Annotated in this window: 10 protein-coding genes and 1 pseudogene; 5 read left to right on the forward strand and 6 right to left on the reverse strand. The window is 42.1% G+C overall.

All coding sequences use genetic code 11. The annotated features are described in order from the left end of the window. Positions 1-133: 133 nt before the first annotated feature. From BGL89_RS12845 to BGL89_RS12855, 3 genes are all read left to right on the forward strand, one after another. Positions 134-1,714, forward strand: a complete 1,581-nt coding sequence (locus BGL89_RS12845) for a photosystem II high light acclimation radical SAM protein (protein WP_286826034.1) — start codon at positions 134-136, stop codon at positions 1,712-1,714. Between the two features lie 42 nt (positions 1,715-1,756). Next, positions 1,757-3,268: a WD40 repeat domain-containing protein gene (locus BGL89_RS12850; RefSeq protein WP_286826043.1), complete on the forward strand. Its 1,512-nt coding sequence runs from the start codon at positions 1,757-1,759 to the stop codon at positions 3,266-3,268. 180 nt (positions 3,269-3,448) lie between these two features. Then, the gene (locus tag BGL89_RS12855) at positions 3,449-5,329 is read left to right on the forward strand and encodes a DNA-directed RNA polymerase subunit gamma (protein ID WP_286826035.1); all 1,881 of its coding nucleotides are present in this window, start codon (positions 3,449-3,451) and stop codon (positions 5,327-5,329) included. A gap of 40 nt (positions 5,330-5,369) precedes the next feature. Here the strand turns inward: BGL89_RS12855 and BGL89_RS12860 are convergent, their stop codons facing one another. From BGL89_RS12860 to BGL89_RS12870, 3 genes are all read right to left on the reverse strand, one after another. After that, positions 5,370-5,786 carry a RidA family protein gene (locus BGL89_RS12860; protein ID WP_286826036.1) on the reverse strand — a complete coding sequence of 139 codons (417 nt, stop codon included), beginning with the start codon at positions 5,784-5,786 and terminating at the stop codon, positions 5,370-5,372. 125 nt (positions 5,787-5,911) lie between these two features. Further along, positions 5,912-6,151: a hypothetical protein gene (locus BGL89_RS12865; protein WP_286826037.1), complete on the reverse strand. Its 240-nt coding sequence runs from the start codon at positions 6,149-6,151 to the stop codon at positions 5,912-5,914. A gap of 243 nt (positions 6,152-6,394) precedes the next feature. Next, positions 6,395-7,504, reverse strand: a complete 1,110-nt coding sequence (locus BGL89_RS12870) for a DUF262 domain-containing protein (protein ID WP_286826038.1) — start codon at positions 7,502-7,504, stop codon at positions 6,395-6,397. 111 nt (positions 7,505-7,615) lie between these two features. Here BGL89_RS12870 and BGL89_RS12875 point away from each other — a divergent pair. Then, positions 7,616-7,752 (forward strand): annotated as a pseudogene (locus BGL89_RS12875) (IS30 family transposase); the annotation flags it as partial. On the opposite strand, the gene BGL89_RS12880 reads toward BGL89_RS12875, so the two are convergent. The 3 genes from BGL89_RS12880 to ileS all read right to left on the reverse strand — a co-directional run bounded on the left by BGL89_RS12880 (position 7,750) and on the right by ileS (position 12,326). Further along, complete coding sequence (locus BGL89_RS12880) at positions 7,750-9,015, reverse strand: ParA family protein (RefSeq protein ID WP_353743934.1); 1,266 nt, start codon at positions 9,013-9,015, stop codon at positions 7,750-7,752. The pseudogene BGL89_RS12875 and the gene BGL89_RS12880 overlap by 3 nt on opposite strands. Further along, positions 8,942-9,364, reverse strand: coding sequence for a hypothetical protein (locus tag BGL89_RS12885; RefSeq protein WP_286826040.1), 423 nt, complete (start codon positions 9,362-9,364; stop codon positions 8,942-8,944). Before BGL89_RS12885 ends, BGL89_RS12880 begins: the two co-directional genes overlap by 74 nt. A gap of 103 nt (positions 9,365-9,467) precedes the next feature. After that, positions 9,468-12,326 (reverse strand): isoleucine--tRNA ligase, encoded by a 2,859-nt coding sequence (gene ileS, locus BGL89_RS12890; RefSeq protein ID WP_286826041.1) that lies wholly within the window; start codon positions 12,324-12,326, stop codon positions 9,468-9,470. A 205-nt stretch (positions 12,327-12,531) separates the two neighbouring features. Here ileS and BGL89_RS12895 point away from each other — a divergent pair, with 205 nt between their 5' ends. Continuing rightward, entirely contained in the window at positions 12,532-13,104 is a 573-nt protein-coding gene (locus BGL89_RS12895; RefSeq protein WP_286826042.1) for a Uma2 family endonuclease, read from the forward strand. Positions 13,105-13,352 lie beyond the last annotated feature (248 nt).

Consider the following 13,352-nt stretch of genomic DNA (forward strand, 5'->3'; position numbering starts at 1 on the left):
CTATCTGCGTCAACCCCGTTGACGCGACCACCCTAAAAAAGTGGCGTGGTGAGGAATCGCCGTCCGTTTTACGGCGGCGAGGATGTCAAATTAAGATTACTCAGAATGCGTCTCCATCCCCTTCAGAAATCCCATGACTCAACCGCAAGCACAACGCATCCTCTACGTTAGACTCCCCTGTAACCCCATTTTCCCCATCGGTGTCGTTTATCTTTCCGACCACGTTCATAAACTATTCCCCGACATCGAACAAAGGATTTTTGACCTTGGTACAGTCCCCCCCTTAGACTTTAACCAAGCCCTCGATCGCTGTGTTGACGAATTTCGGCCCACCCTGCTAGTATTCTCCTGGCGGGATATTCAAATATATGCTCCCGTCGGTGGTCGCGGTGGCAATCCCCTGCAAAACGCCTTTGAATTTTACTACGCTAAAAACCCCCTAATCAAGCTGCGAGGTGCTTTAGGAGGCTTAAAGGTGACAACAGCCTACTACGGCGAATTATGGCGCAATCAGGGACTAATTCGCCGAGGGTTGCAGTGGGCCAAAAAATACCATCCCGAAGCGCGAGTTATCGTCGGGGGTGGTGCCGTCAGTGTTTTCTACGAACAACTAAAAACCAAACTGCCCACAGGAACAATTGTATCAGTGGGAGAAGGGGAAACCCTGCTAGAAAAATTCCTCTCCGGCCGGGACTTTAGCGATGAACGTTGTTATGTCGTCGGAGAAACCACACCCCGGCCGCGTTTAATCCACGAATCCCCCACCCCCTTAGAAAAATCCGCTTGTAACTACGACTATATCGCCAGTATTTGGCCGGAATTTTCCTACTATTTCCAAGAAAACGACTTTTATATCGGGGTACAAACCAAGCGCGGCTGTCCCCATAACTGCTGCTACTGCATCTATACCGTCGTCGAAGGTAAACAAGTACGCATTAATCCAGCAGACGAAGTAGTTAAGGAAATGCGCCAATTATACGACCGCGGCATTCGCAATTTCTGGTTTACCGATGCCCAATTTATCCCTGCCAGAAAATTTATCGACGATGTAGAAGAACTATTAGAAAAAATCCTCGCTGCCGGGATGAAAGATATACGTTGGGCTGCCTATATTCGTGCCGATAATCTCACCCCAAAACTATGCGATTTAATGGTAAAAACAGGCATGAATTACTTTGAAATTGGCATCACCGCTGGCTCTCAGGAATTAGTCCGCAAAATGCGTATGGGCTATAATTTGCGGACAGTTCTGCAAAATTGTCGAGACTTAAAAGCGGCCGGTTTTAATGATCTGGTTTCGGTAAATTATTCCTTTAATGTTATTGATGAAACCCTAGAAACTATTCGTCAAACCATCGCCTATCATCGAGAATTAGAAAATATTTTTGGAGTCGATAAAGTGGAACCAGCCATCTTTTTTATCGGACTACAACCCCACACCCATCTAGAAGAATACGCCCTCAAAAAAGAAATTATTAAACCCGACTACGATCCCATGAGTTTAATGCCCTGGACAGCCAAAAAACTGCTCTGGAATCCTGAACCTTTGGGGTCATTTTTGGGCGAAGTTTGTCTGCAAGCATGGCGACAAAATCCCGATGATTTTGGACGGGAAGTGCTGAAAATTTTGGAAGCAAGACTAGGGAAAGCCGATTTAGAATCCGCTTTAACCGCACCGATAGAAACGAAGGAAAAGGTCTTAACTCCTGCTTAAAAATTAATTTTAGTCAATCCCAAGGCAGCAATTAGCGTTAGCATAAGTCTGAAATCAGGAGATAATAAATTCTTCTTTACCGGTAACTGCAAAATGACCGACCATCGCCCCCATTGGCTAGAATTAGCGGAATATATCGCCCTAGGATTAACCCTGCTTACCCTTATGGCCATGGGTGCGGGGTTTTTGCCTTTATTCCTCCTAGTAGTGACTTTCGGGTTGAATATTCTCAATCGTCTCCGAGAAAGAACCCTGCAACGTCAACGCTTAACTGAGATGACCGGTCAATTACAGAGTCAGTGGGAAGAAGAAAAAGAAGCTTTATCAGCACAAATACAGTCCCTGAGTCCCGCGGTGGCCAGGGATAACGCCCGTGCAGTCGCAGAATTAGAGGAGAATATTCTCGCCCTCGAACAGTCCTACAATCAAATTATTCAATATATCAACCGTAACGCGCTGCTCGAACGCATCGAACATCTGGAAAAATCCTACGGTCGCTTACACAGAGAGATTTTGCCGATTAACGAAGAATCGGCCGATATTAGCGCAACAAAAGCGGAAAATGAGCCACAAATCACCCTACCCGCCCTTAATTTAACTCCCACTTCCCCCCCCGTCGATATACCCCATTGGCACTATTATCGCCGTCTGACCGCCCATCGGGAAATGATCACAGCGATCGCAATTACCGAGGATCAACGGTTTTTAATTAGCGTTAGTTGGGATCGTACCCTAAAAATCTGGGATTTTGCGAGAGGAACCCTGATTAATACGGTTGAAGCTCATGATCAGGGCATTTTAGCCCTAGCAGTCACCAGAAACGGCGATTATCATCTAGCGACGGGAGGATTCGATCAAACCGTTAAATTATGGACTTTAGCCAGCGATGCCAGTAATCTGGAATTAAATCAAATTTTCCTCGGTCATCTCGGTTCGATTCACGGCCTGGATTTTGCCCCCCGTTGGCATTTTTTGGTTAGTGGTAGTTACGATCAAACCCTAAAACAGTGGAATTTAGAGCAGGAAACCGAAGAATTTAGTTCCTATGACAGTCTGGGGGCAATTTATGCCCTAGCAGTGGCTCCTAATCAAGATTTTATTGCCGCAGCTGGAGGTGATGGCACTGTCACCCTCTGGCAATTGGGATCGGGAGCAAAAATCGCCGTCTTATCCGGTAACGTTTCTTCGGTGCAGAGTCTGGCAATCGCTGCCGATGGTCAGATTATTGCCGCCGGTTGTGTGGATGGTACGGTGAAAATCTGGCAATACGACCCGGAGAAAAGCGGTCATTTTGCGCCAATTCGGGTGATCAATGCCCATAATGGTCAGGTGACAAGCTTGCTATTCGCACAGAAGGGTCAATGGTTATTTACGGGGGGAACCGACGGAGAGATTAAAATCTGGTTAGCCAATTATCAACAGGCGATCGCAACTCTCACCGCCACCAATGAGCGATCATCGCCGATCTCCAGTTTAGTTCTCAGCCCCGATTATTGCCACCTAGCGGCGGCCGCGGCCGACGGCAGCATCACCATCTGGGAAAATATCACTTAATGGTCGATCGAACTAGAAAAATTGTATAATGTAATGTCCCGGACTCGGTCGGGCCAGTTTGACCCCAAGAAAAAGTGACTGAGTTAACTGTCGTTTCTGCCTAATAGTTGTCATCGGGGCATCGAGAACGCGAGAGCGATCGCTTATCCCAGAATCATTACCCATAGTAAAAAATTCAGAATGAAGACTCCAACAGATCAAAGATTTGATTACGTCAAAATCGGTTTAGCGTCCCCCGAGAGAATTCGGCAATGGGGAGAAAGAACCCTACCTAACGGTCAAGTCGTCGGAGAAGTAACCAAACCAGAAACGATCAACTATCGGACTCTTAAACCGGAAATGGATGGGTTATTCTGCGAGAAAATTTTTGGCCCCTCGAAAGACTGGGAATGTTGGTGCGGTAAATACAAACGCGTCCGTCACCGGGGGATTGTCTGTGAACGTTGCGGGGTGGAAGTCACCGAGTCCCGGGTACGTCGTCATCGCATGGGTTTTATCAAATTAGCCGCCCCCGTCACCCACGTTTGGTATCTCAAAGGTATTCCCAGTTATCTCAGTATCCTGCTCGATATGCCCCTGCGGGACGTGGAGCAAATCGTCTATTTTAATGCCTATGTGGTTCTCGATCCGGGTAATGCGAGCAATCTTAGTTATAAACAACTCCTCAGCGAAGATCAATGGTTAGAGATCGAAGAAGAAATCTACGCAGAGGATTCGGAATTAGTCGGTATTGAAGTGGGGATCGGGGCCGAGGCTATCCAAAGACTCTTACAGGAAATTAACCTGGAAGAAGAAGCGGAAAGACTGCGGACGGAAATTGTCGAAAGTAAGGGGCAAAAACGAGCAAAATTAATTAAACGTCTCCGGGTAATCGATAACTTTATCGCCACGGGTTCTCAGGCAGAATGGATGGTTTTAAGCGTAATTCCCGTGATTCCCCCCGATTTACGCCCGATGGTGCAGTTGGACGGCGGCCGTTTTGCCACCTCTGACCTGAACGATCTCTACCGTCGGGTGATTAACCGCAATAACCGTTTATCCCGTCTGCAAGAAATTCTCGCCCCCGAAATTATCGTCCGCAACGAAAAACGGATGTTACAGGAGGCCGTCGATGCTTTAATTGATAACGGTCGTCGTGGTCGCACGGTGGTGGGAGCCAATAATCGCGCCCTGAAGTCTTTATCGGATATTATCGAGGGTAAACAGGGGCGTTTCCGTCAAAATCTCCTCGGTAAACGGGTGGACTATTCGGGACGTTCGGTTATCGTTGTCGGTCCGAAATTGAAGATCTATCAATGCGGTTTACCCAGGGAAATGGCGATCGAATTGTTCCAACCCTTCGTTATCCATCGTTTAATTAAATTAGGCATCGTCAATAATATCAAGGCGGCCAAGAAAATGATCCAACGGGGGGATGTCAACGTTTGGCACGTCTTGGATGAAGTGATCACGGGACACCCGGTGATGTTAAACCGCGCCCCCACCCTGCACCGTTTGGGCATTCAAGCGTTTGAACCGATATTGGTGGAGGGCCGGGCGATTCAGTTACATCCCCTCGTCTGTCCCGCTTTTAACGCTGACTTTGACGGGGACCAAATGGCCGTACATATTCCCCTCTCCCTGGAAGCACAATCGGAAGCGCGCTTATTGATGTTAGCTTGTCATAATATTCTCTCACCGGCGACCGGTCGTCCGATTGTTGCCCCTTCTCAGGATATGGTTTTGGGTTGTTATTATCTCACGGCCGAAAATCCCAAGGCCCAAAAGGGTGGAGGTCGTTATTTCGCCAGCATGGATGACGCTATTCGCTCTTTCGATCAGGGATTGGTGGATCTGCACGCTTCTGTGTGGTTGCGTTTACCGGTCGGAGAAAAGGTGAAAACCAATAAACCCGATGAGGAAGTCCTGGAAACGGAAACTCTCCCCGATGGCAGCATCTGGAAATATTATCGGGAGCGCAAAACCCGCGAGAAGGATGGTCAGATAATTTCTCAGTATGTGCGTACTACTGTAGGGCGAATTATCTACAATAAGACGATTCTAGAAGCTTTGGTGGTCTAGAGAGAGATTGAACTAGGGTGGGCAATGCCCACCTTAATTTTTAGGGTAAAGCGGCAATACATTCTATTTCCACTAGCACATCTTTGGGAAGACGGGCCACTTCCACACAGGCCCGGGCCGGCGCAGTTTCCGGGGGGAAATAACGGGCATAAACTTGATTCATTGCCCCGAAATTGGCTAAATCCGAGAGAAAGACGGTAGTTTTCACCACATTTGACCAATTGGCTCCTGCGGCGGTTAAAATGCCCTCTAGATTGGCCATAACTTGTTCGGTTTGGGCGCTAATTTCCCCGGAGACGATTTCACCCGTGACGGGATCTAGGGGAATTTGTCCCGCAACAAAGAGAAAAGGACCAGTAGCGGCGATCGCTTGATTATAGGGACCCACAGGGGCCGGAGCTTTATCAGTACGGATGACCTGATTATTCATGGGCAGGATAGTTAAAAAAGATAACATTGAATCAATTGAATATTTTCCCAGTTTTTCGATCGCTTACAGTTAATTTTCGCTGGTTAGGGGGTTTAATTTTGACTGATTGTCTTTGTCGAAGATGCGCTAAAAGCGATCCTGTGAGAAATAAGTCAACAGTTATGACGTTGCAATTCTGCATCTAACTCTGTTAACAAAGCATATATTCTATCAAAATTATATTTAGTTTTAGAAGGAGCGTCATAAGTTGTCAAAGTACCTTTAGTATGAGTATGAGCCGCTCGATTGCGACTTGTCTTTAGATTACCAAGATCACCTTTTAAAGCACTAATTTTACCAGTTTTTTCTAACTTTTCTTCGATTTTTTCTAATGTTGCTAAACCAATAACCATCATCAACATTTTTCTAAAAGCTTCATATTGAAAGTTAGAGTTAGGCTTAATAATCTCGTCTTTGATGAATTTTTGGTTAGCTTCGGACTTTAAGCATCGTTCAGCACATCATCATCCATAGTTTCCTCGATCCAGCCACATAATTCTATGAGAGCTAGTTTAGAATAAAAAATTTTTTTATCATCAGTTCTAGATTCATTATAGAGTCTATCAAGCCTGTTTAACGTCTTGAATAAATAACTTTTAGTAATCATTACCAGTAGATGAAAAAATTTTGATAGATGTATTAATTCTCTCTAAAGCCTTATCTTTTTGATAAATACCACCAGCTAAATTTTTAGTCAAAAATGGTTCAGATTTTATTAATCTAGAATACTTGTCTTGTAATTCACTATTGGAGAGATTGACTAAAGTATCTAAATTTTTGGCAACTCCTAAGAGAATTCCCTCAGCAATAACTTTACTGGTTTTGAGAGGTTCCTTTTTGAAGATTCTATCATAAATCAAGTCAACAGTTTGCTTAAATAATTGATCTTTATCTTGAATAAAATCTTCGTGAGCAAATCTATATTTATACATATAATCATTTAAAAATCCTGTCAATTTCCCCTTGTAGTTGTTGTAGTCATCATAAAAAGCAAAGAAACGAAGCACTAATTCTTCATCTTCAAATCGAGATGCTTTTTTCTGCTTTCGATCCATCAGCAAAAGCCAGTTTTCATATTGAGCGCATTCTTTTAAAAAAGTATTAAACTCGCCATTATAGATACAATTTCTGATCTCCTGATTATTGAGTTTTACTCCACCGGTATTTAAGCGATGGAAAATGTTAAAAATATAATTATTATGAGTTTTTTTGCTGGAGTCATAGCGAATCATGGTGATGGAAATAGTCATATTTTCTACGCGTTCATATAATTCTTCATGCTGAGTTTTTATTTCTTCAACTGTTTTTCCAGAAATAGACCAATCTACATCAGCTAATTTTGATAGCTTCCAATTTTCAGTAGTTAAAAATTTGACGATGGTACTAATTCGTTGTAATCCATCAATGATATAGCGTTTATCTGTCTTATAGTCAAGACTAATACACATACTAGGAATCGGTAACTGTTTCATTAAACTATCAATAAAACGAGTTTGTTGTGCCTCACTCCACACCACATCTCTTTGAAAATATGGATCGATAACCAATTGTTTTTTTTGATACATTCTAACTAGATCAGAGCAGGATCGCTGCTCATTATAAGCAATAATATCCGCAGGAGGAAAATCCACATTATCTTCTTCCTCTAGATACTTTTCTTCTTCGGCTGCTAGTAATTTCTCTTCTTGACTGAGATAATTAACCATAATTTTTATCCCTCCTAATATCTATAAAATCTCTAAAAAAGGCTCATCAGGTATTGTCCGATCAATACAACAACAAATCAGACCCAAAAACGAAGCCACTAACATCTTAACATAGAACAAAGAAACTTGCTCTACCAACTTGGTCAAGAGGGAAATTTATCTCAACGGCAAATAGCAGCTGGGATGTCATCAAAGCACGACCAAAGCGAGAATTAAGAAGGAATCAAGGTTCCCTCAGATGCTATCTACTGAAAATTGGTATCTTCATCGATTAAGTTAGCAATGGGAGCATAATAATCCAGTAATCCAGTGACAGGATAGCGATCTGCTATAGCGATCGAGGGAATATAAGGTATGATTAGATAGTCTTCTGAATCTATATCTATATTTTTGTCAATATCCTTTTGGAAAATTTGCCAAGCATGAGTAACTTTAGTTATTCCCGTATCACTTAAATCGGGAACGGGTGAAAAAACAAAATTAAGCGAAAGTCGGCCAAAAGAAGTCAAAGATTTCAAAACAAGCTCGATTCCTTTTTGATTTTGTTCGTTAGGAAATAAAAAAATAATTGCTTCGTTGGCTGCCTGTAGTAAAGATAAAGCTCCCCATTCATTGATTCCAGTACACGAATCTACTAAGATAAGATCAGGTTTTAACTGATTTTGAATCTCTCGACTAAAAGTTGACCAGAGTGTTTCCCCATTATCGAGAATTGTTGTTGCTCGCAGATCATCAACTTTAGCAATGTAATCAAGACTCAAATAACCCGCAGGAACAATAAATAGTCTTCCCGTCGTATCGGGAATATTAACTTCTCCAAATATTTTAGTGATATTAATCTTTGCTTCTACACCTTCTGGTAAATAGGATTTTTCATAAAAATAGTCCACAATTCCGTATTCCGGTAAGGGATTTAAGGGAAAAGCTGTGCTTAACCCCGGTGCTTCTAAATCCAAGTCAACAGCTACTACTTTACGACCTCGCATCGCTAAAATCCAAGCAACATGAATTAAAGCAGTTGTCCTACCTACTCCCCCTTTAAAAGAATAAAAAGTTACGGTTCTAGGAAGACAAAGTTCGGGAGAAGACGGTGATTGATTTTGTGGATTAGCTGACCACAAGGCTAAATCCTGCCAAGTGTGAATTGATTTTGCGTCCAGAAGTTGTGGAGCTTTTAGATCGAGAGAGGCTGCCTCCTGAATAGTATATAAAGATATAAAACCTAAAAATTTATGCTGTTGTTCTATGTCATTTTTAACTGCTTCTCTTCGCTGAGTTGGTGATAAATTTTCAAACTTATCACTGACGATAGTTATATTCAAAAGTCCAGCAGTAGATAGATTGAGATCAACCCATTCTTGTGCTTCTTTTTGAACATATATATCTGTTAATTTTTGTTTCAGTGATCTTAACCAAGTTTCTGACATAACTATCTCCTTAAAGTTGAGTAGCTTGTTTCTGAAGCCATTTTTCCAGACGTGTATAAGCTGATAACCACTGCTTGTATTCATCGTTATTCGGTTCACTGCTGGAATAACGCATAGTTATAAAATTTTGACTAGGATTTTCTACTATATTAATCCATTTTATCACCTCTGGACAATTTTGAACTCTCGAATAGAGACGATTATTACTTTTTAGAGCAGCTCTCAAACTGTGACCCGGATTAGTTATGGTATGTCCGGGGTTATTGGAATCAGTTTTCCATTCTTGACTGGATACCGAAGCTAAGATCATAGATTTCAGCAAACATTCGATCGTAATACCTCCAAAGTGCATAGCAGCTATTTTCCTATTAGATTTACAAAGTATTTCTGTATCTTGATGACGTTGTAAAAAAGCTGATTGGTAATCTTCCATCCCTAATTATCTATTCCCTAGAGTTAATACCTGTGAATAAGTTTTTAGCTGAGGATTAAACAAGGGTACTTTATTAAACAATAAAGCACCCTTTTAATTTAGCTTAGAACTCTCCTTTTAAAGCGGCATTACAGCGCTCACAAATAGTGGGATCATCGGCAAATTTTCCCACTTGAGTCGAATAATTCCAACAGCGATCGCATTTTTCGCCGTCTGCTTTGACAATTCCCACCGAAACAAAGTCCGATTCTCCCTTATATTCTGCGGTTTGAATTGCGCTAATATCCCTGACTAATTCCACTTGAGAAGAGAGAAATAGATAACGCAATTCATCGACTTTATTCCCCGTTAAACTATCACAATTATTGAATAATTCTAACTCCTGTTTTAAGGTTTCATCGGGAACATAAAGTAAAACTTTTGCCTCTAAAGAAGCACCGATCGCTTTATCATTTCTGGCAGTTTCCATCACCTTATTAACTTCGGTGCGTAGCTGACGTAATTTCGCCCATTTATCGGCCAATTCGCGATTATTCCAAGCAGGATCGATGTTTAGCCATCCTGACTCAAACACCGATAAATAAGGAGTTTTGTAGGGGAGAAATTGCCAGATATCTTCCGCTAGATGAGACAGGACAGGAGCGATCGCTTTAGCGAGATTTTCTAAAGCAATAGCATAGACTGTTTGACAACTGCGACGACGGAAAGAATTAGGATCAGAAATATATAAACGATCCTTAGCGATGTCGATATAAAAGTTAGATAAATCGACAACACAAAAATTCTGTACCGTCTGGAAAAAGCGGAAAAATTGGAAACTTTCAAAAGCTGCCGTAACTTCTGTAAACACTTCCGAGATACGATGTAACATATAGCGATCGATCTCTGGTAGATTTTCATAAGCTACCGCATCTTTAACGGGATCAAAATCATTTAAACTCCCCAGTAAAAACCTGGCAGTATTACGGATTTTATTACGGATATCTACCAACTGTTTGAGAATATTTTGACCGATATTCACATCATTGGTATAGTCCACCGAGGACACCCATAAACGAATCACATCCACCCCATAAGCGGGTTCTTTTTTCTGGTCTTTACCACCATTAATGATCACATTAGGATCGATGACATTACCCAGAGATTTACTCATTTTTCGTCCCTGTTCATCCAAAACAAAACCGTGAGTTAACACCGTTTTATAGGGAGCAATACCATTAGCAGCCACACTGGTTAATAAACTCGATTGAAACCATCCCCGATGCTGATCCGATCCTTCTAGATACATATCCGCAGGATAACTTAATTCTGGTCGAGCATTAGCCACTGCATTCCAACTAGAACCAGAATCAAACCACACATCCATAGTATCCATTCCCTTGCGATAACTGCGACCATTATCGCGATAACTGGGAGGTAATAATTCCTCTACGGATAACTCCCACCAAGCATTAGAACCCTTGACAGCGAAGATAGCTTGAACGTGATTAATCGTCTCCTCCGTTAACAGAGGTTCATTCGTTTCTTCGTCATAAAAAACAGGAATAGGAACCCCCCAACTGCGCTGACGAGAGATACACCAATCGCTTCTTTCACTGACCATAGAAGTGATGCGATTCTTACCCGTTGCAGGAATCCAACGCACAGAATCAATCGCGTCTAAAGCTAATTCTCGGAATCCTTCCACGGAAGCAAACCATTGTTCCGTTGCGCGGAAAATTGTCGGTTTTTTGGTTCTCCAATCGTAGGGATATTTATGCTGGTATGCTTCCTCTTTCAGTAACGCACCCTTTTCTGTCAGTGCTAAAATGATTGCTTCATTGGCATCTTTCAAGACATTTAAACCCGCAAATTGTCCCGCTTCTGCGGTGAAATTTCCCTTATCATCGACAGGAGAAAGTATCGGTAAACCGTAACGTTGGCCGACGATATAATCCTCCTGACCATGACCGGGAGCAGTATGAACTAATCCGGTCCCAGAATCGGTGGTGACATAATCCCCACCGATGAGAATAGCACTTTCTCTGTCAAACAAAGGATGACGATATTTAGTATGTTCTAATTCCAGACCTTTAACCGTTGCTTTAATCGTCAAAGTCCGGTTAAAAGTGTCGGCCAATTTTTCGACTAAATCCGTCGCTACAATTAGATAATTAGACTCGCTAGTTTCCACCACTGAATAGTTTAATTCTGGGTTTAATGCGACGGCCAAATTCCCGGGTAAAGTCCAGGGAGTAGTCGTCCAGATAGCGACGGATAAATTAGGCAAAAATGACGTTAAAACCGGGGTTGAAACTGACGTAATTGGGAAAGCAACATAGACACTGCGAGAAGTGTGACCTTCAGGATATTCTAATTCGGCCTCAGCTAAAGCGGTTTGAGAACTGGGACTCCAGTGAACCGGTTTTAGTCCCCGATAAATATAACCTTTCAGGGCCATTTTTCCGAATACGGCAATTTGAGCGGCCTCGTATTCAGGTTGTAGGGTTAAATAGGGATTTTCCCAGTCTCCCCAGACTCCATACCTTTTGAAACCTTCACACTGTTCTTTTTGCGTTTGAAGGGCAAAATCGTGGGCTTTCTGACGTAATTTCAAAGGGGTTAGACCCTCTTTTTCCGAGCTTTTGAGACTTTGTAAAACCTTCAGTTCGATCGGCAACCCGTGACAATCCCAACCCGGCACATAGCGCACTTTGTAGCCTTGCAGCAGTTTATATTTATTGATAATGTCTTTGAGAATTTTATTTAAAGCATGACCGATATGCAGAGACCCGTTAGCGTAGGGTGGTCCATCGTGGAGAATAAATAATTCTTTGGGGTTATTTTGCGCTAATTTCTCATATATTTGCTCATCTTGCCAGAATTTCTGGATTTCTGGCTCACGTTTGCTGGCATTTGCTCGCATATCAAAGTCAGTTTGGGGCAAATTAACGGTATCTTTGTAACTTTTAGCGTTGGACATTCTGGCAAACCTATGGATATCAATCGTTTTCGGGATTCATTCCTAAATAACGTCTCTTTGAGAGTCGTTATTTCTATTTTGTCACTTGTAATATTTATATTACAAGTGACAATCATTGATCTATTAGTCTACCGAGATTGAGTCCAAGAGCAATGATTCCGAAAGGCTATAATTTAGTTATTCGAGAATAGGGACCATGAGGACCATGGTGACGAATCCTAATTTTTTTTATGTCTCTCCAGAAGTGTATCTAGAAGGGGAAAGAGTCAGTCCGATCAAGCACGAGTACCGAAAAGGACGGATTTATGCGATGGTAGGGGCAAAAAAGCCGCATATTGTCTTAAATACTAATCTAGCCACTTTATTGAATATCCATCTCGATGATAGTCCCTGTCTTGTTCTCACTTCCGATATCAAAGTCCGGTTAGAGGAGGCAAATTGTTATTATTATCCCGATATTGCGGTGGTTTGTGACGAGAGAGAGATTAACAATACCGATGATTTTATTCTCTATCCCGTTCTGATTATTGAAGTATTATCGAAATCTACGGAATCCTTTGATAGGGGTGATAAATTTAGCGATTATCAAACCTGTCCCACCTTAAAAGAATATATTCTTATTCATCAAAACCAGATGAAAATTGAATGTCACCGTCGCGAGGATTCGGGAGTTTGGCAAGAACATATCTATGAAGCTGGAGATGAGGTAGAATTTACCCGTGTAGGATTCCGGGGATCGATCGCTTCTATCTATCGCAAAGTCCCCGGTTTGGTATGATTACAATTCTTTTTTGACATCGCACTTTTATGTCCCTAGGGATAGGGGTAAATCTGTCTCCCTTTGCCTACAAACCGAGATGATCAAGCATTTAATTCTATTTATCAAACCTGTAGGAAGTTTTCGTTTTGGGTAGCTGTTCGTCAATACCAAATTAGGTTATCGAAAATTTGGGTTAAAACCCCGTCGTTTTACGACGGCTTTAAGCTACAATGGAAAAAGCGATAACCAAGCTAAAAACTGAACCT

This window comes from Microcystis sp. LSC13-02, assembly GCA_002282935.1.
GTDB lineage: Bacteria > Cyanobacteriota > Cyanobacteriia > Cyanobacteriales > Microcystaceae > Microcystis.

What these genes read in the sequence shown, in the direction of transcription:
- BGL89_RS12845 (WP_286826034.1), top strand. Translation starts at nt 134, where the DNA reads ATGACTCAACCGCAAGCACAACGCATCCTCTACGTTAGACTCCCCTGT.
- BGL89_RS12855 (WP_286826035.1), top strand. Translation starts at nt 3,449, where the DNA reads ATGAAGACTCCAACAGATCAAAGATTTGATTACGTCAAAATCGGTTTA.
- BGL89_RS12860 (WP_286826036.1), bottom strand. Translation starts at nt 5,786, where the DNA reads ATGTTATCTTTTTTAACTATCCTGCCCATGAATAATCAGGTCATCCGT.
- BGL89_RS12865 (WP_286826037.1), bottom strand. Translation starts at nt 6,151, where the DNA reads ATGGTTATTGGTTTAGCAACATTAGAAAAAATCGAAGAAAAGTTAGAA.
- BGL89_RS12870 (WP_286826038.1), bottom strand. Translation starts at nt 7,504, where the DNA reads ATGGTTAATTATCTCAGTCAAGAAGAGAAATTACTAGCAGCCGAAGAA.
- BGL89_RS12880 (WP_353743934.1), bottom strand. Translation starts at nt 9,015, where the DNA reads ATGAATACAAGCAGTGGTTATCAGCTTATACACGTCTGGAAAAATGGC.
- BGL89_RS12885 (WP_286826040.1), bottom strand. Translation starts at nt 9,364, where the DNA reads ATGGAAGATTACCAATCAGCTTTTTTACAACGTCATCAAGATACAGAA.
- ileS (WP_286826041.1), bottom strand. Translation starts at nt 12,326, where the DNA reads ATGTCCAACGCTAAAAGTTACAAAGATACCGTTAATTTGCCCCAAACT.
- BGL89_RS12895 (WP_286826042.1), top strand. Translation starts at nt 12,532, where the DNA reads ATGGTGACGAATCCTAATTTTTTTTATGTCTCTCCAGAAGTGTATCTA.